Origin of the sequence: Actibacterium ureilyticum (assembly GCF_002285435.1) — a bacterium.
Classification (GTDB): Bacteria; Pseudomonadota; Alphaproteobacteria; order Rhodobacterales; family Rhodobacteraceae; genus Actibacterium_C; species Actibacterium_C ureilyticum.
Genome location: NZ_NSBT01000006.1, coordinates 106,375 through 131,270, shown reverse-complemented (window position 1 = coordinate 131,270; position 24,896 = coordinate 106,375). Strand labels below are relative to the sequence as shown.

Here is a 24,896-nt window from a genome sequence, read left to right as displayed (position 1 = left end):
TCCATTATATTCATGTTATTGAATATGAAAGGATCGCAGATGCAACCTCGGCTCCAACGACCGGCGGATCGCTATTCGCCGCTTTACTGGCTGGCATCGCTCGGCGCGGGCGGGCTGGCCGTGACCTTTTTCATGTACCTGATGTTCTGGGTGCCCCATCCCGACCGCCCCGTCCCGGTGTTCGAGGATCTGGCCCAAAGCTTCGCGACCGGGGGCCTCGGCCTGCAAGCCGCCATCGTGATCGCGGCGCTGGGGATCGCGGTCTTTGCGTTTCTGAACATCCGGTCGCTGATCTGGAACATCAGCCAATACCGCGCCTTTGCGAAAACACCCGAATTCGACACGCTGGCCGCCAGCAATGGCGAGACGCAGCTTCTGGCGATGCCACTGGCGCTGGCGATGAGCGTGAATGTGGGCTTCATCCTGGGTCTGGTGTTCGTACCCGGCCTGTGGGGGATCGTGGAATACCTGTTCCCGATGGCGCTGATCGCATTCGGCCTGATCGGTGTTCTGGCGTTCCGGCAACTGGGCCGCTTCTTTGGCCGCGTCCTGCCCGAGGGCGGGGTATTCGACGTGACCGCCAACAACTCGTTCGCGCAACTGCTGCCAGCCTTTGCCCTGTCGATGGTGGCCGTGGGCTTTGCCGCACCCGCGGCGATGAGCACGACCGCAATGACCGTGGGCGTAAGTCTGATCGGGTCGACCTTCTTCGGGGTGACGGCGATCCTTTATGCGTTGGTCGCCGCGATCATCGGTTTCAACTCGATGCTGCACTATGGCACCGCGCGGGCATCCGGGCCCACGCTGATGGTCGTCATACCGATCCTGACTGTGCTGGGCATCATGTTCCTGCGCCAGGAACACGGCATGCACGTGACATTCGACAGCCACACCGATGCGATCGCCAATCTGGTGTTCCTCAGCCGGATGCTTGCGGTGCAGGTGGTGTTTCTGTTGCTGGGCCTGCTGGTGCTGCGCCGGCAGGGGTATTTCGACAGCTTCGTGCTTGGCCGCGAAACCTCGGCCGGGTCCTATGCGCTGGTCTGTCCCGGTGTCGCGCTTAGCGTGATGGTGCATTTCTGGGTCAACAAGGGGCTGGTCGCCAACGGGCTGATCGACAAGTTCGGTGCCGGGTTCTGGGCGTTGACCGCCATCGCGCTGGCGTTGCAGGTTTCGATGATCTGGCTGGTCTTCCGCCTGAACCGGCAGCATTTCGGCAAACCCAGCCCCGCGGCACCCGTTCCGGCCGAATGACCGCACGCTGCACAGGGGGGCGGGCACCGCCCCCTTGTCATAGCCGCCCGCTGCCTTAGTGTACCCTTTCGTACCAAGGCAGGAGGTCAGGATGCCGGCACACACACTTCTGGGGATTTCGGGTTCCCTGCGTAAAGGGTCCTTCAACTCGAAACTGATCCGCGAGGCCGCGCGGCTGTTCGATCCCGAAAGCTTCACCGAAGCCGACCTGAACCTGCCGCTTTACAATGGCGATATCGAGGAGGCCGAGGGCATCCCGGCCCCGGTCGCCAAACTGGCCGACCAGATCGCCGCAGCGGATGCGGTGGTGATTTCCGGGCCGGAATACAACAAGGCGATTTCAGGTGTACTGAAGAACGCGCTGGACTGGATCAGCCGGACCAAGCCCAACCCGTGGGCGGGCAAGCCGGTTGCGGTCATGTCGGCGGCGGCGGGCCGCGCGGGCGGCGAGCAGACACAGGCGCTGCTGCGGCATTGCATGACGCCCTTCACCCCCCAGATGCTCTACGGTCCCGGTGTCTGGGTCGCGGGCGCGGCGCAGCAGTTCGACGATGACGGGCGGCTGACGAACGAACAGAACCTTCAGTCGTTGAGCGACCTGATGGAGGCCCTGCGCGCCAAGATCGCGGCGTGAGCGGACACCCCGCCATCGGGCGCAGCCGCGTCAGCGACGACATGATGGACACGGCCCGCGCCGCCGCCCTGCACGCGGTGCTGGACTTGCCCGGCCCGCCGCCCCGGTCGGGCGACCCGCTGCCGCCCTTTGCCCATCAGATCTATTTCTGGGACGCGCTGCCGCCGGTGGCACTGGGCCGCGATGGCCATCCCCGGATCGGCGATTTCATCCCCGACCTGGGCCTGTCCCGCCGCATGTGGGCGGGCGGGCGGCTGGAATTCACTCGCGACCTGCGCGCCGGCTTGCCCGCGCGGAAAACAACCGTGATCGAGGATGTCGCGCGGAAACGGGGCCGCAGCGGGCCGCTGGGCTTTGTCACCCTGCGGCACGAGGTATCGCAGGACGGCGCGCTGTGCGCGACCGAATGGCAGGATCTGGTCTATCGCGCCGACCCCGATCCCGGTGCGCCCACGCCAATACCGCCGCAGGCGCCGGTGGCCGAACACCGCGCGCCGGTCAGCTTCGATCCGGTGGTGCTGTTCCGCTATTCCGCGCTGACCTTCAACGGGCATCGCATCCATTACGACCGCGACTATGCCCAATCGGTCGAGGGCTATGGCGGGCTGGTCGTGCATGGCCCACTTCTGGCGCAACGGCTGATGCTGTTGGCGCAGGACCGGCTGGGCCCGCTGCGCCGGTTCCGGTTTCGCGGCACCGCCCCGCTGATCGATACCGAGGACGCCGCGCTGTGCCAGTCCGGCAATGCATTCTGGGTCGAAGGGCCGGACAACCGGCTCTGCATGACGGCAGAGGCCGAAGCCGCCTGAAACGCTTACAGGTTGTCTTCGACCCGAAAGCCATCGGGGATCGCATCGACCCCCTGAAGCACCAGATCGGCCATCACCGCCCCGACCTTGGGCGCAATGCCAAAGCCGATCTTGAACCCGCCATTGGCGATGAAATGCCCCGGCCGTCCGGGCCAAGCGCCCAGCATCGGCGCGCGGGATTTGGCGCGGGGCCGCACGCCCGCCCAGCGTTCCAGAACCTGCGCGCCCTGCAACGCGGGCAGGATCCGCGCCGCCCGCACCAGCAGCGCGTCAAGCTGCGCATCGGTCGTATCGGGCGCGTCGAAATCACGTTCCGAGGTCGAGCCGATGGCAACCGTCCCATCCGCATGCGGGATGATGTGCAGCCCATCGGCATAGATCTGCGGCGCACCCGCCGCGTCATGGTCCAGCAACAGCGCCTGCCCCTTGACCCCGTTGCCGACCGGCTTGGCCAGTGCCTTCGAAAGCTCCAGCAACCCCCGATGGCCCGTGGCCCAGACGACCGAACCGCGCGGCGTGGCATCAGTGTCGATGCGACCACCCAATTCCCGGATTGCCGCCGCCAGCGCGGCACAAGCCCGGCGCGGGTGCATCCGCGCGCTGAGCGTGTCGTGGATCAGATACCCGGTCGCGGCCTCGGGCGCCCAGCCCGCGAACTGCCCCGCCGGGACCACGTTCCATTCGGCCCTGCCCTGCCACAGCGTCGCCGCACCCCCGGCCCGCGCCTGCGCCAGCTCCAGCGCGCGGGGTGTGTCGATGGCTTGCAGCCGCCCGACGCGGCCATAGCCCGCAGACAGCCCGGTCAGGTCGGCAATGGCGGCCCAATACCCCTCGGCCATCAACAGGCTTTCCAGTTGAAACGCCTTCTTGGGGTTCCAGTTTTCCGGCGTGTGCGGCGACAGCGCGCCGACCAGCCCGCCACTGGAACCCGCGCCCACGCCATGCGGGTCGATCACCTGCACCCGCGCGCCCGCCCTGGCACAGGCATAGGCCACCGACAGGCCGAAAATCCCGGCGCCCATCACGGTCACTTCTGCCATTGCCATTCGACGGCGCCTCTTCCAAAGTCGCTGCGTTCACCCAAGCTCATAGGACAAGTCATGGCCAGTGACCAGACAGCCGCGCTTGACTGGAAAGACGGCATCATCCCGGTATCGACGCAGTTCGATGACCCCTATTACTCGATCACCGACGGGCTGGCCGAAACCCGCCATGTGTTCCTGACCGGCAATGACCTGCCCGCGCGGTTCCGCGACGGGTTCCACATTGCCGAGCTGGGCTTTGGCACCGGGCTGAACATGCTGGCCGCGCTGCTGGACTGGCGGCAGGCGGGCATCGCGGGGCGGCTGCACTTCACCAGTTTCGAGGCTTTTCCGATGACCGCCCCCGATATCGACCGCGCGCTTCAGGCATTTCCCGAAGCCCGCGCCATCGCCGATCCGTTTCTGGACCAATGGGCCACCGGCGCGCGGCAGATCACGCTGGACGACCTGAGCGCCGAGATCATCGTGGGTGACGCCCGCGCCACCCTGCCCGACTGGGCCGGGCGGGCCGATGCGTGGTTCCTGGACGGCTTTGCCCCGGCCAAGAACCCCGAGCTGTGGGATACCGACCTGTTGCGCCAGGTCGCCCGCCATACCGCACCGGGCGGCACGGCCGCGACCTATACCGCCGCGGGCTTCGTGCGGCGGGCGCTGGCCGATGCGGGGTTCGACGTGACCCGCGTGCCGGGCCATGGCCGCAAACGCCACATGACCACCGCAAGGATGCCCGTATGAGCCCGTCCAACCCGCGCCTTGGCATCGCGCTGATGGTCGCCACGACGTTTGTCTTTGCCATGCAGGACGGGATCTCGCGCCATTTGGCGGGCGAATACAACGTGCTGATGATCGTGATGATCCGGTACTGGTTCTTCGCGGCCTTCGTCATCGCGGTGGCCAGTTACAAGGCGGGCGGCGTCAAGGCGGCCGCGCAGACCAGCCAGCCGCTGATACAGGCGTTTCGCGGCGCCCTGCTGGCGCTGGAAATCTGCGTGACCGTCCTGGCCTTTGTCCTGTTGGGGCTGGTCGAAAGCCACGCGATCTTTGCCTGTTACCCATTGATCATCGCCGCGCTGTCCGGCCCGGTGCTGGGCGAGCGCGTGGGCCGGCTGCGCTGGATGGCGATTGGCGTGGGTTTCATCGGGATCCTGATCATCCTGCAACCGGGACTGCGGGTGTTTTCCCCCGCTGCGCTGATCGCGCTGCTGGCGGCGCTGATGTTCGCGCTTTACGGGTTGCTGACGCGCTATGTCGCCCGGCGCGACAGCGCGGCCACCAGCTTTTTCTGGACCGGTACCGTGGGGGCCGCGGTCATGACCCTGATCGGGGTCTGGGCTTGGGAACCGATGAGCGCCGCCGACTGGCGCTGGATGGCGCTTTTGTGCATCACGGGCGCCTTCGGTCATTTCCTGCTGATCAAGGTCTATGAGGTGTCCGAGGCCAGCGCGGTGCAGCCCTTTGCCTATTTGCAGCTGGTCTTTGCCTCGGGCCTGGGGATGCTGGTCTTCAACGAGGACCTGCACGCCAATGTCGCCATCGGCGCGGCGGTCGTCACGGCGGCGGGGATCTTCACGCTGTGGCGCGAACGGGTCGCTCAATAGGCTTTGAGTTCATCCGCCAGATCGAACGCAACCGTCCGGCCCGCCAGCCGCGCGCGGTACACCACCAGCGATTCCGTCACCCGCATCACATAGTTGCGGGTTTCGCGAAACGGGATCATCTCGATCCAGTCCACGACATCGACACCGGCCGACCGGGGGTCGCCATAGGCCTGGATCCACCGCCGCGCCCGGCTGGGCCCGGCGTTATAGGCAGCGGCGACCAGCACATAGTTGTGGCCGAATTCGGCGATCAGTTCGGCCAGATAGGCGGTGCCGAGCCGCGCGTTATAGGCCGGGTCCGACAGCAGCGCCGCCGGGGAATAGGGCACCGACAGGGTGCGCGCCATGTCCCGCGCCGTGCCGGGCATCAGCTGCATCAGCCCGCGCGCGCCCGCGCCGCTGACGACGACCGGGTCGAATTCGCTTTCGCGCCGCGCGATGGCCAGCACCAGCTCGGGCGCGACCGTATGATCCAGCTGCGCCACATCGGTAACGGGGAAATACCCCTGCGGCACCACCTGCCCGAACCCCGCCGCGGCCTTGGCGATCCGCAGCGCGATATGCGGCTCATCCCAGGACAGCGCCAGCTCGACCAGGCCGCGCCGCCCGGCCGCATCGCCGGTTTCGGCCAGATGGGTCAGGAACCATTCGGTCAGGTTGCGCTCGCCCGCGTCATGAAACAGCCGTGCGACGCGCAGAACGTCGGATTCGGGGAACAACGCATTGCTCCACGCCGCTGGGTCACGCCCCGCGATCAGGTCGGGTGACATCGGCGCGCCCAGCTCTTCGGCGGCAAGCTGGCCATAAAAGCTGGTCTGATGTTCGGCGCCCTGGGCAAAAGCGTCACGCGCCGCCTCGGGCCGTCCCAGCGCACGCAGCGCGCGGCCCCGCCAATAGCCCGCCCGCCCCAGGCTGATCGGGGTTTCGACCGCAGCCGCGAACCGGTCGAAATGCGCCAGCGCCACAGCGGGTTCGTTCAGCTGCCGCAAGGCGATGAACCCCGCCAGCCATTCCAGATCGGCGTAATCCGACCCCTCGGTCAGGAAATTGTTCGCCGCCAGCCTATAGGCCAGCTCGCTCTGGCCTTCGCGCATCATCTCGCGCGCATAGCTGCGGCGGCGCCCGGCCCAGTGCGCGGGTTCGCCCAACATCGCGGCCGATACGCTCTGCGCATCCAGCAGCGCGATCGCGCTTTCCTCCAGCCCCTTGCGCGCCCGCCACTGGAAGCGCTCATGCGCCAGCCCCGGATCGTCAGCCAGCGCCGGGGGCACCGCGGCCACCAGCTTGTCCACGCCCGGCCCGGTGGCGCGCAGGGTCAGCCGCGCCACAGCCAGCGCGCGCCAGTCGCGCGGCACCAGATCCAGCATCAGCCGTGCCGAATCGGATTCGCCCTGCCACAGCATCGCATCCAGACGGGTGACATGATGCGGCGCCAGATGATGCCCGAAGCGATCCATCATCCAGCCATGCGCCGGCGCGGCCAGCGGCAGCGTGTGCCAGGTCAGCACCGCCTGCGCCTCGGCATCCGCAGTCATGCCCAGCGTGTCATAGGCGCGCGTCAATGCAAGCCCGCCCGCCCCTGTCACCGGTTGCCGCCCGTCGAAATAGGCAATCACATGACGCGGATCGTCGGTGGCGCGGATTGCGGCCTCGCCCCGCGCGCGTACCCGGTCCAGCCCTGGCCAGTCGCCATGGCGCAACAGGAACGTGCGGTAATCGTCAAACGCCCCCTCGCCCGCGCGCAACCAGCGCCAGGTGACGATGTCCTGTTCCAGCGCGCCGGCCTGACGGGCCAGATCGCGCGCGTTGTCCCATTGGTCGGCCCGCACCGCACGCATCACCGCGCGCAGGTCCTCGGCCACCGCCAGACCCGGCAATGCCCCAAGCCAAAATGTCAGACAGCACAATAAGGTGCGCATTCCACAAGCCGTATCCATTCCCGATTGCCAAAAGACTAGCCCGCGCGTATCAGGCCGCAATACACAAACTTGGCAATAAGGTTTCACACCGTTACGTTGCGCCGCGTTTATCAACGGGCGAGTCGCGCCCGGCAACCAGAAAAGGAGCGTGTCATGATCAAAGGGTCCCTTCCAGCCCTGGTGACGCCGTTCAAGGACGGCGCAGTGGATTTCGATGCGCTCAAACGCCTGGTCGAATGGCACATCGCCGAAGGCTCGCACGGGTTGGTGCCGGTGGGCACGACGGGCGAAAGCCCGACGCTCAGCCATGCCGAGCATGAACAGGTGGTCGAAGCCGTGGTGGAAACCGTCGCGGGCCGCGTGCCGGTGATCGCGGGCGCAGGCTCCAACAACACCGCCGAAACCGTGCGCCTGATGCAGCACGCCGCGCGCGTGGGCGCCGATGCCGCGCTTGTGGTCACGCCTTATTACAACAAGCCCACCCAGGCCGGGCTGATCGCGCATTTCACCGCCGCACATGATTGCTGCGAGCTGCCGATCATCATCTACAACATCCCCGGCCGGTCGGTGGTCGACATGACCCCCGCCACGATGGGCGAACTGGCCAAGCTGCCGCGCGTGATCGGGGTCAAGGACGCCACCGGCGACCTCAGCCGCGTGCCGCAACAGCGCATCACCTGCGGCACGGATTTCATCCAGCTGTCGGGCGAGGATGCGACCGCGCTGGGCTTCAACGCCCATGGCGGGGTCGGCTGCATTTCGGTCACCGCCAATGTGGCGCCGAAGCTCTGCGCCGAGTTCCAGGAAAGCACCCTGTCGGGCGACTATGCCAGGGCGCTGGAACAGCTCGACCGCCTGATGCCCCTGCACAAGGCGATCTTTGCCGAACCGGGCGTCGCGGGCGCGAAATACGCCATGTCACGCCTGGGCAAATGCGGGAACGAGGTCCGCTCGCCCCTGACCACCGTGACCGAGGGCACGGCCCAGATGATCGACGCGGCCATGCGCCACGCCGGGCTGCTGAACTAGGCCGATGAGCACCGCGATACGCCCGGGCGAGGTCGCGCTGGATTTCGATCCGGCCGAAAGCGATGGCCCCCGCGTGGCCTTCATCGGGCGTATCCGCACCCCTTGGGCCAAGGGCACGGCCCCCCGCAACATCGGCCGCGCCCGCGAAACCGGGCAAGCCGCCCGCATAGAGCTCGACCCGCGCTATGCCCCCGGCCTGACCGGGTTGCAGGTGGGCCAGCCGGTCATCCTGCTCTATTGGATGGACCAGGGCCGCCGCGACCTGATCGTACAGGCCCCGCGCCACGCGGACGGCCCCCGTGGCACCTTTGCCCTGCGCTCGCCCGTGCGGCCCAACCCGGTGGCGTTGTCCACCGTTCACATCACCGCGCTGAACCCCGAAACCGGCGAGATCGGCATCGACGCCATCGACTGTTTCGACGGCACCCCGCTCATTGACATCAAACCGTGGCTGCCCAGCGTCGATGTGCCCCCGGAGCGCCCTGACAAACGGCGCGGGCTTCATTGCTCCACAAATACTCTGGGGTGAATGGGCCAACGGCCCAGAGGGGCAACGCCCCTTCCCCCGCCACCACTGGACAGCCGCCCCGGCACCCCATACATAACGGCGATGGCCAAACCCAAATCAGATCCGAATTACAAGGTTATCGCCGAAAACCGGCGCGCACGTTACGATTACGCGATCGAGGACGACCTCGAATGCGGGGTCGTGCTCATGGGGTCCGAGGTCAAGTCCCTGCGCGAAGGGCAATCCAACATCGCCGAAAGCTATGCCAGCGTCGAAGACGGCGAGCTGTGGCTGATCAACAGCTATATAGCGCCCTATGAACAGGCCAAGACCTGGGGGCACGAGGAACGGCGCAAGCGCAAGCTGCTGGTATCGAAAAAGGAACTGGCGCGGCTTTGGTCGGACACCCAGCGCAAGGGCATGACCCTGGTGCCGCTGGTGCTGTATTTCAACCATCGCGGCCGGGCCAAGCTGAAGATCGGCATCGCCAAGGGCAAGAAATCCCACGACAAGCGCGCGACCGAGGCCAAGCGCGACTGGGGCCGCGAAAAGCAGCGCCTGTTGCGGCACGGGGAATAGCCGCCGTTTTATCCCCTCAACCCGGTCAGCGATTCCCGCTATGGTTGCCTTGTTCCGGATGCGAAAGGTTTGCACCGGGCGGTATGTTTCCGGCGGCGGTCGGTTTGACCCGCGATACAAAGGCCGGAAACCGCGTAACGAGTGAAAACGTGACAGATCCCGGGGCGCGCGCACCCTCCTCCCCGCAGCGCCCCGGACTTGCCACCCGGCACGGCTGCTTCTATTGAAGAAAGACCATTCAACTGCCGAGGTGTGCATGCAGGACGATCCCAAAACACTGGTTTCGACCGACTGGCTGAGAAAGCATCTGTCGGATCCCGATCTGCGCATCCTGGATGCATCGTGGTACATGCCCGACATGAACCGCGATGCCCGTGCCGAATACGACGCCGCCCATATCCCCGGCGCGCGGTTCTTCGACATCGACGATATCAGCGACCAGCGGTCGGATCTGCCGCACATGGCCCCGCCGGTCGAAAAGTTCATGAGCCGCCTGCGCGCCATGGGCGTGGGCGACGGGCATCAGGTCGTGATCTATGACGGCATGGGCCTGTTTTCGGCCGCCCGCGTCTGGTGGCTGTTCCGCCTGATGGGCAAGACCGATGTCGCCGTTCTGGACGGTGGCTTCCCGAAATGGCAGGCCGAAGGCCACCCGATCGAGGATCTGCCGCCGGTGATCAAGGACCGGCACATGACCGTCCAGCGACAGGCGCATCTGGTCAAGGACGTGACACAGGTGGCCGCGGCATCGAAACTGGGCGACTATACCATCGTGGATGCCCGTGCCGCCGACCGGTTCCGTGGCGCGGTGCCCGAACCCCGGCCCAACCTGCGCGCGGGCCATATCCCGAATTCACTGAACCTGCCGTTTGGCGATCTGCTGAACGACGATGGCACGATGAAGGACGCCGAAGGTCTGCGCGCGGCTTTCGACGCCATCGGCCTCGACTTCGCCAAACCCGCGATCACCACCTGTGGCTCGGGCGTGACGGCGGCGATCCTGAACCTGGCGATGGAGCGTTTGGGCAAGACCGACCACACGCTTTACGACGGGTCCTGGGCCGAATGGGGAATGTATGGCGATCTGAAGGTGGCGACCGGCTGACCCAACCCCGCCGCGCAAGTGAAATTCCGAACGCCCGCGCCGATGACGCGGGCGTTTTCTTTTGTGCCCCGCGCATGAAAAAACCCGGGCGCGAACGCCCGGGCAGTTTGTCAGCGGCTGATAGGAAGGAAATCAGCCGTTGGTAAACTCGGGATAGGCCTCCATGCCCAGTTCGGACATGTCCAGACCGTTGACCTCGTCCTCTTCGCTGACACGGATGCCCATGATCGCCTTGAGGATGAACCAAACGATGGCCGATGCCACGAAGGTGAACACGCCGTAGGCGACAATACCCAGCAGCTGAGTGCCAAGGCTTGCGTCGGAGTTGTAGAACACAACCGCGATGGTGCCCCAGATCCCGGCAAACAGGTGGACCGGAACGGCACCCACGACATCGTCAATCTTGAACTTGTCCAGCAGAGGCACTGCAAAGACTACAATCACGCCACCGACGGCACCGATCCAGAGCGATCCGAACAGGCTGGGCGCCAGGGGTTCGGCAGTGATCGACACCAGACCGGCCAGCGCGCCGTTCAGCACCATGGTCAGGTCGGGCTTTTTGTAGATGACCTGCGTCAGGATAAGTGCGGTAACTGCACCCGCAGCCGCTGCCATGTTGGTGTTGGCAAAGATGCGCGATACATCCGAGACGTCACCCACAGTTCCCATGGCCAGCTGAGAGCCGCCATTGAAGCCGAACCAACCCAGCCACAGGATGAACGTACCCAGGGTTGCCAGCGCAAGGTTAGAGCCCGGCATGGGCGTGACCTTGCCGTCCTTGTACTTGCCGATACGCGGTCCCAAGATGATCGCACCCGCCAAAGCGGCCCAGCCACCGACAGAGTGCACGACGGTCGAACCGGCGAAATCCGAGAAACCTTTCTCGGACAGCCAACCGCCGCCCCACTGCCAAGATCCCGAGATCGGATACAGAATACCGGTCAGAACGACAACGAAGATCAGGAAGGGCCAAAGTTTGATACGTTCTGCCAGCGCACCCGAAACGATTGAGGCCGTCGCGGCAACGAATACCAGCTGGAAGAAGAAGTCCGACCCGATCGAGGCATAGTCCAGCGCGGCGTCCGCAGCAGCAACACCAACCGGATCAAGAACGGTCGGCACGAAGAAGCTGCCGATATAGCCGTTGAAATCGCCCGGATACATCAGGTTGAAACCGATGAGCCAATACATGATCGCTGCAATCGAGTAGAGCGCGATGTTCTTGGTCATCTGCATGGTGACGTTTTTGGAACGGACCAAGCCGCCTTCTAACATGGCAAAGCCAGCGGCCATGAAGAAAACCAGGAAACCTGCCATGCAGAACAGCAGGGTGGTCATGATATAGGGGCCGATCTCATCGAACCCGGGCGCGACGGCCTCGGCTTCCTGTGCAAGACCCACGCTGGGAAGCGCGATCGCGGCCGCAGCAAGACCATATTTGGTGAAGCGTTTCATTAATCTCTTTCCTTTCCCGCTACGCCTTACAGCGCGTCGCCGTTGGTTTCGCCGGTACGCACCCGCACGGCCTGTTCGACATCCAGAACAAAGATCTTGCCGTCGCCGATCTTGTCGGTCTTGGCCGTTGTCTGGATGGTTTCGACGACCTGGTCGGCCATCGCAGCTGAAACAACGATTTCCAGCTTCACCTTCGGTACGAAGTTCACGGCATATTCAGCGCCGCGATAGATCTCTGTGTGGCCTGATTGCGAGCCGAAACCCTTGATTTCCGTTACCATCATGCCGCGCACGCCGATGGAGGTCAGCGCTTCGCGGACCTCTTCCAGCTTGAACGGCTTGATTGCTGCTATGATTAGTTTCACGTCTGTCCCCTCGAAGTTGGCAGTTTACGACTGCGGGAATGACCGCACTAAGGGGACCAAGCCGCCTGGGGTTCAAGAAAGCATGGCCTAAAATACCGCCGCAAATCCGACATTTTTGCACAAAAATTGCACAAACTACTCATTGAGCCTAAAAAATAAGCAAATAAAAAAGGCAGCACTTGGGCTTCGAAGCGCTCAACATTCCGACTCGCCCGCGCTATTGTGGGAAAAAAGAGCAGTATCCGACATTGGACCAGACATGAGCAGAACCGGTGGCAAACGGCCCCCTCTGGTTGCCGAGCGGCGGTATCCGAAAAAGGCAGCGCCCAAAAAGGCGCCGCCCCGAAAACGGTCGAAACCGCGCAAGCCGCAACGCCCAAAGGGAAATTTCCTGTTTCGCAGCATCAGGCGCCTGATCGGCTGGATTCTGCGGCTTGGCCTGCGGGCGGGGGTGGCCTTTACCACCGTCATCGCGTTGGTCGTGGGCGGGGCGGTGCTGTATTTTCAATCGACCCTGCCGCCGGTCACCGAATTGCTGGATGCCCGGACCCGCGGGTCGGTGACGATTCTGGACCGCGACGGCAAGGTCTTTGCCTGGCGCGGCGACCAGTTTGGCGGCCAGATCAGCGCCGATACCGTGGCGCCTGCCCTGAAAAACGCCGTTGTCGCGGTCGAGGACAAGCGGTTCTATCGCCATATCGGCGTCAGCCCGCGCGGGATCGCCAGCGCGGTGCGCATCAACCTGCGCGAGGGGCGCGGGCCGCTGTCGGGCCATGGCGGCTCGACCATCACCCAGCAGACCGCCAAGCTGCTGTGCCTGGGTGTGCCCTTTGACGCCGCCACCTGGAAGAACGAGGCCGAGTACGAGGCAGATTGCCGCCGCACCACCCTGTGGCGCAAGGCCAAGGAAGCCGTCTTTGCGATGGCGATGGAGCTGAAATACTCCAAGGACGAGATCCTGACGATCTATCTGAACCGCGCCTATCTGGGCGCCGGCACGCGCGGGTTCGAGGCCGCGGCACAACGTTACTTCGGCAGATCCGCCAACAAGGTCTCGATCGCCGAAGGCGCGATGCTGGCCGGCCTGCTCAAGGCGCCGACGACCTATGCCCCCACCAACAATCTGCAACTGGCGCAGGACCGCGCCGATCTGATTGTCGGGCTGATGCAGGATCAGGGCTATCTGACTGCGGCCGAGGCCAAGTCGGCCCGCGCCAATCCCGCACAGCTTTCAGCCGCGGCCGAGGCCCGCGCAGGCGGCTATTTCGCCGATTGGGTGATGGACAGCGGCCCGGCCTTTCTGACCCGCGACACGACCGAGGATGTGATCATCCGCTCGACCCTGGACCGGCGGCTGCAAAAGGCGGCGGAATCCGCGCTGGCCTATGTGTTCGAGACCAAGGTCAAGGCCGGTTCCAAGGCCGAGGCGGCGATCATCGTGATGTCCTCCGACGGCGCGGTGCGCGCAATGGTGGGCGGGCGCAAATCCAAGGTGGCGGGTGCCTTCAACCGGGCCACCATGGCCAAGCGCCAGACCGGTTCGGCGTTCAAGCCTTTCGTTTATGCCGCCGCGCTGGATCTGGGCTTTACCCCCAACGCCACGGTGGTGGACGAGCCGTGGTGCATGAATGTGCCGGGGTCGGGGCGGTATTGCCCCCAGAACTATACCAAGAAACACTATGGCCGGGTCACCTTGACCAAGGCACTGGCGGATTCGCTGAACGTGCCGGCGGTCAAGATCTCGGAAGAGGTCGGGCGCGAGAATGTCCGCAAGATCGCCGCCGATTTCGGGATCGAAAGCGATCTGGCGGCGGGCCCTGCGCTGGCATTGGGCGCATCGGAATCGACGCTGCTGGAAATGACGGGCGCCTATGCCGGGATCCTAAATGGCGGACGGTCGGTCACGCCCTATGGCCTGATCGAGCTGCGGCTGCAGGGGGACGATACCCCCTTGATCGGCCAGGAAGGCGGGATGGGCGAGCGCGTGATCACCGAAACCGCCGCTCAAAGTCTGGTTTACATGATGAACCAGGTGGTCGAACAGGGCTCGGGCCATCGCGCCAAGCTGCCGGGGCGTCCGGCCGCGGGCAAGACGGGCACCACATCGGCGGCGCGCGATGCGTGGTTCATCGGCTTTACCGCCGATTATGTCGCCGGGGTCTGGATGGGGTATGACGACAACACGCCCCTGACCGGTGTGACGGGGGGCGGGCTGCCCGCCGATATCTGGCACGAGACCATGCTGCGCGTCCATCAGGACCAGCCGGTGCACGAATTGCCCATGCTGGTCCCGCGCCCGGTGCGGCAGCAACAACCCCAGGCACAGGCCCAACGGCGCGAACAACCGCGCCGCAAGAACAATGCGGAACAGATCCTGATCGACGTTCTGGAAAATCTGCTGGGGCGGCGGAACTGATGCCCGGCCGGGCGGGCGATCAGCCCGCCTTGGCCAGATCCTGTGTCACCGCATCGATGTCACCCTTGCGGCGATCCAGCATCGCACCGATCTCGGTGCGCTCGGTCGCCAGCATGTTGACGCCTTCGATATAGAGGTTGAAGAACAGATCCCGCCCGCTTTTGTCCGAGACCAGGAAGATCACCTCGAACGGGGACGAGCCGCGCAGGAAGGCGGTGGTCTTGACCTCGTAGAAGCTCTTGACCGCGCGGGCCTCCTGCACCTCGAGCCGGCCACCGATGAACTCACGGAAACGGCGCCCGTATTTGCGCGAGATATAGCCCTGGAACGCCGACGTGAACGCCCGCAGCTGCGCGGAACTGGCCGAGCGCGCGGCCACACCCAGCGCCGAGCGTGCGATGATCGGCACATCGGCATAGCGGGAAAAGACCCTTTCGAAATCGCGCAGCATGGCGGATTCGGATTTGCCGGAATTGATGACCCCGTTGATTTCCCCGACAAGCCGGTCGATCAGCACCCGCGCCTGATCGGTGTTCAACGCCAGGGCCGGGCCGGAAACGGCCAGGGTCGCGGCTCCGGCACCGATACCGGCCAGAACGGAACGTCTGTTCAGATTATTCTGCATAGGAGTCCTCATACGGGTCAAAATACGCATCATCACTGGCACCGCCAAGCTCGAACCGGCGATTCTGCAAATAGATCGACCGGCTTTGGGCATAGCTGTCCGTACTCTCATATAGGACCGAATCTATGGAATCCGAGTAGGTATATCGATCACCAACGCGTGCGCCGACCCGTCCGCCCACGATTGCATCGGCTTCGGGATGCGATCCGACGGCATTCAGCGGGTCGGTCACGAAATCGACAAGCGTGCCCACCGCATCGCGGCTGGTCGACGGCCCCAGCAGCGGCAATTCCAGATAGGCCCCCTCGCCCACGCCCCATATATGCAGGGTTTCGCCGAAATCCGTATCGCGTTCCTCGACCCCGATCGTGCTGGCGGGATCGAACAGCCCGCCGATGCCGATGGTGCTGTTGAAGAGGAAACGGGCGGAATTGACGAAGGCGTCCTGCAGCTTGAACTGAAGCAGATTGTTCAGAACCGCCGAGGGCAGGCCAAGATTGTCGGCAAAGTTCCGCACACCCTGACGGGCGGGCTGCGGCAGAACCGTGCCATAAGTTTGCGCCACGGGATTTACAATCACCGTATCCAGCCCTTTATTCACGCCGTGCACGGCGCGGTTCACGGGCTCGATCGGATCATAGACACCATCGGGGCCTTGGGGCGCGCCGCAAGCCGTCAGCACGCAAACCGCAATTAAACAAAGTTTTGAATTCACAAAATTCATTGATCATTGACCCTGAACAGATAATCCGGTTCCTAAGATAGTCTTCATTCCGCGACTGCAACATAGTAGAGACGCCAAGGAAACCCAGACGGCTTCACGACTCTATGTTGCCCCCTGTGGCGAAGAAGCGACATCCCCGGGCACCGGCCCGACGTTGAAAGGAAGCGCCAGCCATGGCGATGCGACAATCTGAGCTTGATAAAGGCCTGACAGAACTGCGCGACGCGCGCAAGGCCAGCCGCAGCCTGTTCGGATCGGTTTTCGTCTTCAGCATCTTCACGAACCTGCTGATGCTGACCGGACCGCTCTTCATGCTTCAGGTCTATGACCGGGTTCTGGGCAGCCGAAGCGAGGAGACGCTGGCCGCCCTGTTTGCGCTGGTGGCGTTCCTGTATCTGATGATGGGTCTGCTGGATTACGCCCGGGGCCGCGTGATGGCGCGGGCGGGCGCCCGGTTCCAGACCCTGCTGGACAGCCGCGTGTTTTCCGCCGTGCTGCGCAAAGCGTCGCTGGCCAAGGGCCCCGAGGCGCCGCCAACCGGCCTGCGCGACCTGGAAGCGGTGCAGCGGCTGCTGTCCTCGCCGGTGCTGCTGGCGTTTTTCGATATCCCCTGGACGCCTTTCTTCCTGTTCGGGATCTTCATCTTCCACCCGCTCCTGGGGTCGCTTGCGGTTCTGGGCGGCGGGCTGCTGATCGCGGTGGCGATCCTGAACCAATGGCGCACCCGCGCCCCGATGCAACAGGCCAATGTCAGCTCGGCCCGGGCCGAGCATATGGCCGAACAATTGCGGTCCGAGGCCGAGATGGTGCGCAGCCTGGGTATGCAGGGCGCCGCGTTTGCCCGCTGGGAAAAGGCCCGGGTCGAGGCGTTGGACAACCGTCTGGCCGCCGCCGACAATGCCGGCAGCTTCATGACCATGTCCAAGACGTTCCGGCTGTTCCTGCAATCGGCGATGCTGGCGCTGGGGGCCTGGCTGGTGCTGCAGAACCAGCTGACACCGGGTGCGATGATCGCGGGCTCGATCCTGATGGGCCGCGCCCTGGCGCCGGTCGAACAGACCATCGGCCAGTGGGAAATGCTGCAACGGGCAACCCGTGGCTGGCGCGATCTGGGCGAATTGCTGGCCGAGATCCCCGAAGAGCCCGAACGCATGCCGCTGCCCAAACCCAAGGCCAAGCTGGACGTGTCGCAGCTGACCGTGGTGCCGCCGGGCGAACAACAGGCCGCGCTGCGGATGGTGTCGTTCAATCTGGACCCCGGACAGGCGATCGGTGTCATCGGCGCCTCGGGCGCGGGCAAATCCACGCTGGCACGCGCGCTGACCGGGGTCTGGCGGCCCGCGGGCGGGCGCATTCGCCTGGACGGTGCAACGCTGGATCAATACGACCCCGACGTGCTGGGCCAGCATATCGGCTATCTGCCGCAGCGGGTGACGCTGTTTGACGGCACCATTGCCGAAAACATCGCCAAACTGTCGCTGCAACCCGATCCCGAGGCGGTCGTCGCCGCCGCCAAGAAGGCTGGCGCGCATGACATGATCGTGCGCCTGCCGGGGGGCTATGACACCCGCGTCAGCGCGTCGGGCGGGCGACTGTCCGGCGGCCAGATCCAGCGCATCGGCCTGGCCCGTGCGATGTATGGCGATCCGGTCCTGCTGGTGCTGGACGAGCCGAACTCGAACCTCGACAATCAGGGGTCGGCGGCGCTGAACACCGCCATCCGCCAGATGAAGGAAGACGGGAAATCGGTGCTGATCATGGCCCACCGCCCCGCCGCGATCCAGGAATGCGACCTGTTGCTGGTGCTGGAGGGCGGCGCGCGCAAGGCGTTCGGCCCGCGTGACGACGTGCTGCGCGAAACGGTCAAGAACTATTCCGACATCAAACAGTCCCAGGGCGTGGGCGGAGGTGTGACATGAGCCAGCCGGGCAATTACGCATGGTCGGCCCGCGGGCCGATGGTGATCGGCATGACCGCGCTGGTGCTGCTGATCGGCGGCTTCGGCACCTGGTCGGTGCTGGCCAATATCTCGGGCGCGATCATCGCCTCGGGCCAGGTCGAGGTCGACCAGAACCGACAGGTCGTGCAGCATCCCGATGGCGGTGTGGTCGAAAAGATCATGATCGACGAGGGCGACACCGTCGCCGCCGGTGATGTGCTGATCGACCTGGACGCCAAGCTGTTGCGGTCCGAACTGGCCATCGTCGAGGGTCAGCTGTTCGAGATCATGGCCCGGCGCGGGCGGCTGCAGGCCGAGCGTGACGATGCGACCGAAATCGCGTTCGATCCCGCGCTGATCGATCTGGCCCGCACCCGGCCCGAGGTCATCGACCTGATGGAGGGGCAATCGCGCCTGTTCGAAGCGCGCCAGATCTCGCTGGAAAAGGAAACCGATCAGTTGGACAAACGGCGCGGCCAGATCACCGATCAGGTGGTGGGCATCGCAGCGCAGCAAAAGGCGCTGGAAAGCCAGCTGTCGCTGATCCAGCAGGAACTGGCCAGCCAGCAGGAGCTGCTGGAAAAGGGTCTGGCCCAGGCACCCCGGGTGCTGGCGCTTCAACGCGAGGAAGCCGGCCTTTTGGGGCGGGTGGGCGAGCTTGCCGCATCGGTCGCACAGGCCGAAGGGCGGATCACCGAGACCGATATCGAGATCCTGAAGCTGGGCACCAGCCGCCGGGAAGAGGCAATCACGCAGCTGCGCGACCTGCAATACCGCGAGCTGGAACTGGCCGAACGCCGCCAGTCGCTGCAGGAACAGCTGGACCGGCTGGAAATCCGCGCGCCGGTGTCGGGCATCGTCTATGACCTGACGGTGTTCACGCCGCGCTCGGTCATCCGGGCGGCGGAGCCCGTGCTCTATATCGTGCCGCAGGACCGCCCGCTGGTCATCGCCGCGCGGATCGAGCCCATACATATCGACCAGGTCCTGGCCGGGCAGGAGGTCATCCTGCGCTTTTCCGCCTTCGACAGCCGCACGACGCCGGAACTGAACGGCACGGTGGTCAAGGTGTCGGCGGATTCGTTCACCGATGAGCGGACGCAGGCCACCTATTACCGGGCCGAGATCGAGCTGAACCCGGGCGAGCTTGAGAAGCTGAAGGACCTGAAGATCATCCCCGGCATGCCTGTCGAAACCTATATGCGTACAAATGATCGTACGCCGATGGGCTATCTGGTGAAGCCGCTGGCCGACTATTTCAACAAAGCGTTCCGCGAAAGCTGATTCCGGCTTTCCAATGCGGCGGGTGCGCTCTAGCCTGCCGCCGAAACGACAGACAGAGGGAACGCCATGAGTGGGAAATTCGAAGGCCGTCTGGCCGAACTGGGGGTGACCCTGCCGGATGCACAGGCGCCTGCCGCCAATTACGTGCCCTTCGTGATCACGGGCGATCTGGTCTTTGTGTCCGGCCAGGTGTCGATGGCCGATGGCGGGTTCCTGACCGGCAAGCTGGGCGCGGATATGGACACCGAAACCGGGGCCGCCGCCGCGCGCAGCTGTGCCATCGGCCTGCTGTCCCAGGTCAAGGCCGCCTGTGGCGGGGATCTGGACCGGCTGGTGCGGGTCGTCAAGCTGACCGGTTTCGTCAACTCCACCGCCGATTTCGGCGACCAGCCCAAGGTTGTGAACGGGGCCTCGGATTTCCTGGTCGAGGCGTTGGGCGATGCCGGGCGCCATTCGCGGTCCGCCGTCAGCGCGGCCTCGCTGCCCTTTGGCGTTGCGGTCGAAATCGAAGGCATCTTCGAAATCCGATGATCCCCCTGCCCCCGGGCCTGCTGACGCGGCCCATCGCCCATCGCGGCTATCATGACCGCACCGCTGGCGTGATCGAGAATTCGCGCGCCGCGCTTCGTGCCGCCCTGGCGGCCGGGTACGGCGCCGAGATCGATGTGCAGCTTTCGGCCGATGGTCAGGCGATGGTGTTCCACGACTATGACCTGAAGCGCCTGACCGGCCAGCCGGGTGCCGTGCGCCAGCGCAGCGCCGCCGATCTGGGCGCCATGCCCCTGACCGATGGGGGCGAAACGATCCCCACGCTGGACGAGGTGCTGACGCTGGTCGCCGGGCGCCTGCCGCTGCTGATCGAGGTCAAGGATCAGGACGGCGCGCTGGGGCCCGATGTGGGGCCGCTGGAACAGGCGGTCGCCCGCGCGCTGGAAGGGTACGGCGGCGATGTGGCGCTGATGTCGTTCAACCCCCATTCCGTGGCCGCGCTGGCGCGTCTGGCCCCACTGCGGCCGCGCGGGCTGGTGACCTGTGACTTCGCGGCCGAGGACTGGCAGCTGGTGCCCGAGGCGCGGCGCGCCGAACTGCGCGACATTCCCGATTTCGACGCGACCGGGGCGTCCTTCATCAGCCATGACGCCGATGATCTGGATGCTGCGCCGGTGGCCCGGCTGAAATCGCACGGCGTCCCGATCCTGTGCTGGACGATCCGCTCAGCCGGCGACGAGGCCCGCGCGCGGCGCGTTGCCGACAATGTGACCTTCGAAGGCTATGCTGCGGAATTGCCGGGCGCTTGACCTGAGCCGCCAATGCGCCACCTAATGCTGCATCTGCAAAAGGGGCCGGGATGGATTCCATCGCTATCGAAATCCGCATTCTGACGGCGCTGTCACAGATTGACGCCGCCCAATGGGATGCCTGCGCCTGCCCCGAGGTACATGAGGGCGGTCGCCCGCTGGATCCGTTCACCACGCACCGTTTCCTGTCCGCGCTGGAAGACAGCGGGTCGGTCGGCGAGGGCACGGGCTGGCATCCGCGTCACCTGACCGCCTGGGCGGGGGAAAGGCTGATCGGGGTGGCACCGCTTTATGTCAAAAGCCACAGCCAGGGCGAATATGTCTTCGATTGGGGCTGGGCCGATGCCTATGAACGGGCGGGCGGGCGGTATTACCCCAAGCTGCAGATCGCGGTGCCCTTCACCCCCGCGACCGGACGGCGATTCCTGGCCCGGCCGGGGTTCGAGGCCGCCGCACAGGCCGCGCTGGTTCAGGGCGCGGTGCAACTGGCGGCGGAAAACGAGCTGTCCTCGCTGCACATCACCTATTGCACCGAGGACGAGGCCGAAGCCGGTGCGCAGATGGGCCTGCTGCACCGGATCGGCCAGCAGTTTCATTGGGAAAACGCGGGCTATGCCGATTTCGACGGGTTTCTGGCCGATCTGTCCTCGCGCAAGCGCAAGAACATCCGCAAGGAACGCGCGACGGCCCAGGGGTTCGGCGGCACGATCCGGCAATTGACCGGCCAACAGATCGAAGCCGAACATTGGGACGCGTTCTGGCAATTCTATCAGGACACGGGCGCGCGGAAATGGGGAACACCCTATCTGACGCGGGATTTCTTCCGGATCGCGCATGAAACGCTGCGCGACGACCTGCTTCTGGTGCTGGCCGAACGCGATGGACGCCCGGTCGCCGGGGCGCTGAACGCGATCGGGCGGGATACGCTTTACGGTCGCTATTGGGGCTGCCGCGAGGATCACCCCTGTCTGCATTTCGAGCTGTGCTATTATCAGGCCATCGATTTCGCCATTGCCCACGGGCTGGCCCGGGTCGAGGCCGGCGCCCAGGGCGATCACAAGCTGGCGCGCGGCTATCTGCCGGTGCCGACCCATTCGCTGCACTGGATCGCCGATGGCGGGTTTCGCGACGCCGTGGCGCAATTTCTGACCGCCGAGCGCAACGCGGTGGATCAGGAGATCGAAGTGCTCACCGCCTATGGCCCGTTCCGCAAAGACCAGGGAGAAGCCCCATGACCGACAGATTGACCGAAAGCGAGCGCAGCACCGAATTGTCGCCGCTGTTCCAGACCGGCTGGCAGATGGTCGACGGGCGCGACGCGATCACCAAGACGTTTGAGTTTCCGAATTTCGTCGCCGCGTTCGGCTGGATGACGCAATGCGCGATCTGGGCCGAGAAATGGAATCATCATCCCGAATGGTCCAATGTCTATCGCACGGTCGAGGTCACGCTTTCGACCCATGATGCGGGCGGGCTGACCGCGCTGGACATGAAGCTGGCCCGCAAACTGGATGCGCTTGCGGGCTGAGGCCGGATCGCTCAGATCGCGGCCAGCAGGCTTTCGCCGGCCGAGATTTCACAGGCGCCGGGGCTTTCCTCGACATGCAGCAGCTTGACCACGCCGTCCTCGACCAGCATGGCATAGCGTTTGGACCGGCCCAGCAGCCCGGCGGGCGGGGCGTCGAAATCCATGCCGATGGCACGGGTAAAGCTGCTTTCGGGATCGCCCAGCATGGTCAGACCGGCCGCGGTCGCGCCGGTATCCGCGCCCCAGGCCTTCATCACGAAGGGGTCGTTGACCGATACGCAGATCACCTCGTCCACGCCCTTGTCGGCCAGCGCGTCCTTGGTGCGGATGAAGCTGGGCACATGGGCGGAATGGCAGGTGGGGGTATAGGCCCCGGGCACCGCGAAAATCACCACCTTGCGCCCCGCCAGCCGGTCGCCCAGCGCGACCGGTTCCGGCCCCTCGTCGCCCAGCTGAACCAAAGTGGCCCCGGGCAGTTTGTCTCCAACGGCTAGTGTCATGTGATCGGTCCTTTCGCGCGTTGCATTTCCATGACCGAATAGTAGTCTGACCCGCAAAATACGCCAGCGGGGAAGATCGGGAACATGCAGAACGTCGTCGTTATCGGGGCCGGTCAGGCCGGGGCATCGCTTGTGGCCAAGCTGCGGGCGCTGGAATTCACCGGCAAGATCACCCTGATCGGCGAAGAATCCGCCCCGCCCTATCAGCGGCCCCCGCTGTCCAAGGCCTATCTGCTGGGCGACATGGCGCTGGAACGGCTCTATCTGCGGCCCGAAAGCTTTTACGCCGAAAACGGCATCGACCTGCGGCTGTCGGATACGGCCGTGTCCATCGACCGCACCGACAAGGTGGTGATCGCGGGCGGCGAGGCGATCCCCTATGACATGCTGGCGCTGACCACGGGTTCGGTGCCGCGCCGCCTGCCGGGCAGTATCGGCGGCGAGTTGGGCGGCGTGCATGTGGTGCGCACGCTGGCCGATGTCGATGCGATGGCGCCCGGCTGCAAGGAAGGCCGCCGCGTCCTGATCGTCGGCGGCGGGTATATCGGGCTGGAGGCGGCGGCGGTCTGTGCCAAGCTGGGCTTGAAGGTGACGCTGGTCGAAATGGCGCCGCGCATCCTGCAACGTGTGGCCTGCGCCGAGACCGCCGACTACTTCCGCAGCCTGCACAGCGAACACGGCGTCGACCTGCGCGAGGGGGTCGGCCTGACCCGGCTGACCGGCGACACCCATGTGACCGGCGCGGAACTGGACGATGGCAGCACGCTGGATGTGGATATGGTCATTGTCGGCGTGGGCATCACCCCCACCACCGCCTTGGCCGAGGCTACGGGGCTGACCATCGACAACGGGATCGCGGTGGATGCGTTCGGCCGCACCTCGGACCCCACGATCTGGGCGGCGGGCGATTGCGCCTCGTTCCCGCTGGACGCGGGCCGAATCCGGCTGGAAAGCGTGCCCAACGCCATCGACCAAGCCGAATGCGTGGCCGGGAACATGCTGGGCGCGGGCAAGGAGTACGTGCCGCAGCCCTGGTTCTGGTCGGACCAATACGATGTGAAACTGCAGATCGCCGGGCTGAACAGCGGGTATGACAAGGTGGTCGTGCGCCCGGGCGACAAACCCGGCAGCCAGTCGGTCTGGTATTTCGCCGGGGACCGGCTGCTGGCGGTGGACGCGATGAACGATCCGCGCGCCTATATGGTGGGCAAACGGCTGATCGACGCGGGCAAGACCGCATCGCCCGACGCCGTGGCCGACACCGCGATCGAGCTCAAGGCGCTGATGAAGGCGTGAGGATCATCGCCGGAAAGCATCGCGGGCTGGCGCTCGCCTCGGTCGGCAAGGGCGACGCGGGCGCGCATCTGCGCCCCACGACCGACCGGGTGCGCGAAAGCCTGTTCAACCTGGTGCAGAATGGCGGCTATGGCGATCCGGTGTCCGGGGCACGGGTGCTGGACCTGTTTGCCGGGACCGGCGCGCTGGGGCTCGAGGCGCTGTCGCGCGGCGCGGCCCATGTCACATTCGTGGATGACGGGATCAAGGCGCGCGGCCTGATCCGCCAGAACATCGACAAATGCCAGGCCCAGGGCGCAACCAAGCTGTTTCGCCGCGATGCCACGCGGCTTGGCGTGAACCCCGGCGCGCCGTTCGACCTGATCTTTCTGGATCCGCCCTATGGCAAGGGGTTGGGGCAACGGGCGCTGGCCGCCGCGCAAGACGGCGGATGGATCGCGCCCGACGCCCTGATCCTGTGGGAAGAAAACGCCCAGCAGACCGCCCCACCGGGCCTGGACATGTGCGATCACCGCCGATACGGCGACACACATATCCACATCCTGACCCCTATTTCGTCAGGATAAGCTTGCCCGCCCGCGTGATCCGCAGCGTATAGATCTGCTCGTTCAGCTGGATCAGCGCCATCGCGCCGCCTTCGGTCAGCAATTGAGCGTCATGCATCGGCAGCGGATCGCCGAATTGCATCTGCGTGATCGAATTCTGTGCCGTCATATCTGATCTCCTTCGCGCATGCGCCATTCAAATTGGTCCAGCAGCCATTCCAGACGGAACGGCCCGTAATAAAGCGATTCGAAGGCCAGCGACCAAAGCTCGCCCCGATCGCCGTCCTGTTCGGCGCGGTGTCTTTTCATGTTCGGCTGACAAGCCTTTTCCGTCATCGTACAGCTCTCCATTTTTTTGATGGTTGGCTGCCCGACACGATGTCAGGATTGGCTCACATCCTTATCCTGACAAAAATGATCAGATTCTTCAAGTCTGAATTTCG

The 24,896-nt window shown here is 65.0% G+C and carries 27 protein-coding genes; 18 read left to right on the top strand and 9 right to left on the bottom strand.

The annotated features are described in order from the left end of the window. Window positions 1–39: 39 nt before the first annotated feature. The 3 genes from CLM60_RS00685 to CLM60_RS00675 all read left to right on the top strand — a co-directional run bounded on the left by CLM60_RS00685 (window position 40) and on the right by CLM60_RS00675 (window position 2,697). Window positions 40–1,254, top strand: a complete 1,215-nt coding sequence (locus tag CLM60_RS00685) for a TsoY family (seleno)protein (protein WP_095587337.1) — start codon at window positions 40–42, stop codon at window positions 1,252–1,254. Between the two features lie 91 nt (window positions 1,255–1,345). Beyond that, window positions 1,346–1,888, top strand: a complete 543-nt coding sequence (locus CLM60_RS00680; RefSeq protein WP_095587336.1) for an NADPH-dependent FMN reductase — start codon at window positions 1,346–1,348, stop codon at window positions 1,886–1,888. A gap of 41 nt (window positions 1,889–1,929) precedes the next feature. After that, on the top strand, window positions 1,930–2,697 hold the full coding sequence (locus tag CLM60_RS00675; protein ID WP_095587401.1) for an HTD2 family dehydratase: 768 nt from the start codon (window positions 1,930–1,932) through the stop codon (window positions 2,695–2,697). Between the two features lie 5 nt (window positions 2,698–2,702). Here the strand turns inward: CLM60_RS00675 and CLM60_RS00670 are convergent, their stop codons facing one another. Beyond that, window positions 2,703–3,743, bottom strand: coding sequence for an NAD(P)/FAD-dependent oxidoreductase (locus tag CLM60_RS00670; protein WP_095587335.1), 1,041 nt, complete (start codon window positions 3,741–3,743; stop codon window positions 2,703–2,705). A 54-nt stretch (window positions 3,744–3,797) separates the two neighbouring features. Between CLM60_RS00670 and mnmC2 the strand changes: the two genes are divergently transcribed. After that, complete coding sequence (gene mnmC2, locus CLM60_RS00665; RefSeq protein WP_095587334.1) at window positions 3,798–4,475, top strand: tRNA (5-methylaminomethyl-2-thiouridine)(34)-methyltransferase MnmC2; 678 nt, start codon at window positions 3,798–3,800, stop codon at window positions 4,473–4,475. Further along, complete coding sequence (locus tag CLM60_RS00660) at window positions 4,472–5,338, top strand: DMT family transporter (protein ID WP_095587333.1); 867 nt, start codon at window positions 4,472–4,474, stop codon at window positions 5,336–5,338. The genes mnmC2 and CLM60_RS00660 overlap by 4 nt, the downstream gene beginning before the upstream one ends. Here CLM60_RS00660 and CLM60_RS00655 read toward each other — a convergent pair. Beyond that, window positions 5,332–7,257 (bottom strand): lytic transglycosylase domain-containing protein, encoded by a 1,926-nt coding sequence (locus CLM60_RS00655; protein ID WP_176473749.1) that lies wholly within the window; start codon window positions 7,255–7,257, stop codon window positions 5,332–5,334. The two genes, CLM60_RS00660 and CLM60_RS00655, sit on opposite strands and share 7 nt — an antisense overlap. Before the next feature lie 153 nt (window positions 7,258–7,410). On the opposite strand from CLM60_RS00655, the gene dapA reads away from it, so the two are divergent. The 4 genes from dapA (at window position 7,411) to sseA (ending at window position 10,478) form a co-directional block, all read left to right on the top strand. Then, entirely contained in the window at window positions 7,411–8,286 is an 876-nt protein-coding gene (gene dapA, locus CLM60_RS00650; RefSeq protein ID WP_095587331.1) for a 4-hydroxy-tetrahydrodipicolinate synthase, read from the top strand. A 4-nt stretch (window positions 8,287–8,290) separates the two neighbouring features. Then, window positions 8,291–8,815, top strand: coding sequence for an SAM-dependent methyltransferase (locus tag CLM60_RS00645; protein ID WP_095587330.1), 525 nt, complete (start codon window positions 8,291–8,293; stop codon window positions 8,813–8,815). Between the two features lie 81 nt (window positions 8,816–8,896). Continuing rightward, on the top strand, window positions 8,897–9,373 hold the full coding sequence (gene smpB, locus CLM60_RS00640; protein WP_095587329.1) for an SsrA-binding protein SmpB: 477 nt from the start codon (window positions 8,897–8,899) through the stop codon (window positions 9,371–9,373). Window positions 9,374–9,629: 256 nt separating this feature from the next. Then, entirely contained in the window at window positions 9,630–10,478 is an 849-nt protein-coding gene (gene sseA / locus CLM60_RS00635; protein ID WP_095587328.1) for a 3-mercaptopyruvate sulfurtransferase, read from the top strand. Window positions 10,479–10,610: 132 nt separating this feature from the next. On the opposite strand, the gene CLM60_RS00630 is transcribed toward sseA, so the two are convergent. Beyond that, entirely contained in the window at window positions 10,611–11,933 is a 1,323-nt protein-coding gene (locus CLM60_RS00630) for an ammonium transporter (protein ID WP_095587327.1), read from the bottom strand. Window positions 11,934–11,959: 26 nt separating this feature from the next. Continuing rightward, window positions 11,960–12,298: a P-II family nitrogen regulator gene (locus CLM60_RS00625; protein ID WP_036556718.1), complete on the bottom strand. Its 339-nt coding sequence runs from the start codon at window positions 12,296–12,298 to the stop codon at window positions 11,960–11,962. A 259-nt stretch (window positions 12,299–12,557) separates the two neighbouring features. On the opposite strand from CLM60_RS00625, the gene CLM60_RS00620 reads away from it, so the two are divergent. Continuing rightward, window positions 12,558–14,714, top strand: a complete 2,157-nt coding sequence (locus tag CLM60_RS00620) for a transglycosylase domain-containing protein (protein ID WP_095587326.1) — start codon at window positions 12,558–12,560, stop codon at window positions 14,712–14,714. Between the two features lie 19 nt (window positions 14,715–14,733). On the opposite strand, the gene CLM60_RS00615 is transcribed toward CLM60_RS00620, so the two are convergent. Further along, entirely contained in the window at window positions 14,734–15,339 is a 606-nt protein-coding gene (locus CLM60_RS00615; protein ID WP_095587325.1) for an MlaC/ttg2D family ABC transporter substrate-binding protein, read from the bottom strand. After that, window positions 15,329–16,021 (bottom strand): MlaA family lipoprotein, encoded by a 693-nt coding sequence (locus CLM60_RS00610; RefSeq protein WP_245848089.1) that lies wholly within the window; start codon window positions 16,019–16,021, stop codon window positions 15,329–15,331. Before CLM60_RS00610 ends, CLM60_RS00615 begins: the two co-directional genes overlap by 11 nt. Before the next feature lie 221 nt (window positions 16,022–16,242). Between CLM60_RS00610 and CLM60_RS00605 the strand changes: the two genes are divergently transcribed. From CLM60_RS00605 to CLM60_RS00580, 6 genes are all read left to right on the top strand, one after another. Further along, window positions 16,243–17,982, top strand: a complete 1,740-nt coding sequence (locus CLM60_RS00605; RefSeq protein WP_095587400.1) for a type I secretion system permease/ATPase — start codon at window positions 16,243–16,245, stop codon at window positions 17,980–17,982. Further along, window positions 17,979–19,286 carry an HlyD family type I secretion periplasmic adaptor subunit gene (locus CLM60_RS00600; protein ID WP_095587323.1) on the top strand — a complete coding sequence of 436 codons (1,308 nt, stop codon included), beginning with the start codon at window positions 17,979–17,981 and terminating at the stop codon, window positions 19,284–19,286. Before CLM60_RS00605 ends, CLM60_RS00600 begins: the two co-directional genes overlap by 4 nt. 66 nt (window positions 19,287–19,352) lie before the next feature. Further along, entirely contained in the window at window positions 19,353–19,817 is a 465-nt protein-coding gene (locus tag CLM60_RS00595) for a RidA family protein (protein ID WP_095587322.1), read from the top strand. After that, on the top strand, window positions 19,814–20,584 hold the full coding sequence (locus CLM60_RS00590) for a glycerophosphodiester phosphodiesterase family protein (protein WP_095587321.1): 771 nt from the start codon (window positions 19,814–19,816) through the stop codon (window positions 20,582–20,584). The genes CLM60_RS00595 and CLM60_RS00590 overlap by 4 nt, the downstream gene beginning before the upstream one ends. 50 nt (window positions 20,585–20,634) lie before the next feature. After that, on the top strand, window positions 20,635–21,819 hold the full coding sequence (locus CLM60_RS00585) for a GNAT family N-acetyltransferase (protein ID WP_095587320.1): 1,185 nt from the start codon (window positions 20,635–20,637) through the stop codon (window positions 21,817–21,819). After that, entirely contained in the window at window positions 21,816–22,112 is a 297-nt protein-coding gene (locus tag CLM60_RS00580) for a 4a-hydroxytetrahydrobiopterin dehydratase (protein ID WP_095587319.1), read from the top strand. Before CLM60_RS00585 ends, CLM60_RS00580 begins: the two co-directional genes overlap by 4 nt. A gap of 11 nt (window positions 22,113–22,123) precedes the next feature. Here the strand turns inward: CLM60_RS00580 and CLM60_RS00575 are convergent, their stop codons facing one another. Beyond that, window positions 22,124–22,612 (bottom strand): peroxiredoxin, encoded by a 489-nt coding sequence (locus CLM60_RS00575; protein ID WP_095587318.1) that lies wholly within the window; start codon window positions 22,610–22,612, stop codon window positions 22,124–22,126. An 84-nt stretch (window positions 22,613–22,696) separates the two neighbouring features. Between CLM60_RS00575 and CLM60_RS00570 the strand changes: the two genes are divergently transcribed. Together CLM60_RS00570 and rsmD are read left to right on the top strand one after the other, a co-directional pair. Further along, the gene (locus CLM60_RS00570) at window positions 22,697–23,908 is read left to right on the top strand and encodes an NAD(P)/FAD-dependent oxidoreductase (protein ID WP_095587317.1); all 1,212 of its coding nucleotides are present in this window, start codon (window positions 22,697–22,699) and stop codon (window positions 23,906–23,908) included. Then, a complete protein-coding gene (rsmD, locus tag CLM60_RS00565; protein ID WP_095587316.1) occupies window positions 23,905–24,474 on the top strand; it encodes a 16S rRNA (guanine(966)-N(2))-methyltransferase RsmD in 570 nt (189 codons plus the stop codon). Before CLM60_RS00570 ends, rsmD begins: the two co-directional genes overlap by 4 nt. On the opposite strand, the gene hemP is transcribed toward rsmD, so the two are convergent. Both hemP and CLM60_RS20800 read right to left on the bottom strand, forming a co-directional pair. After that, window positions 24,458–24,622 (bottom strand): hemin uptake protein HemP, encoded by a 165-nt coding sequence (gene hemP / locus CLM60_RS00560; protein WP_081893833.1) that lies wholly within the window; start codon window positions 24,620–24,622, stop codon window positions 24,458–24,460. The two genes, rsmD and hemP, sit on opposite strands and share 17 nt — an antisense overlap. Then, window positions 24,619–24,789, bottom strand: coding sequence for a hypothetical protein (locus tag CLM60_RS20800; protein ID WP_176473748.1), 171 nt, complete (start codon window positions 24,787–24,789; stop codon window positions 24,619–24,621). The genes hemP and CLM60_RS20800 overlap by 4 nt, the downstream gene beginning before the upstream one ends. Window positions 24,790–24,896: the final 107 nt, after the last annotated feature.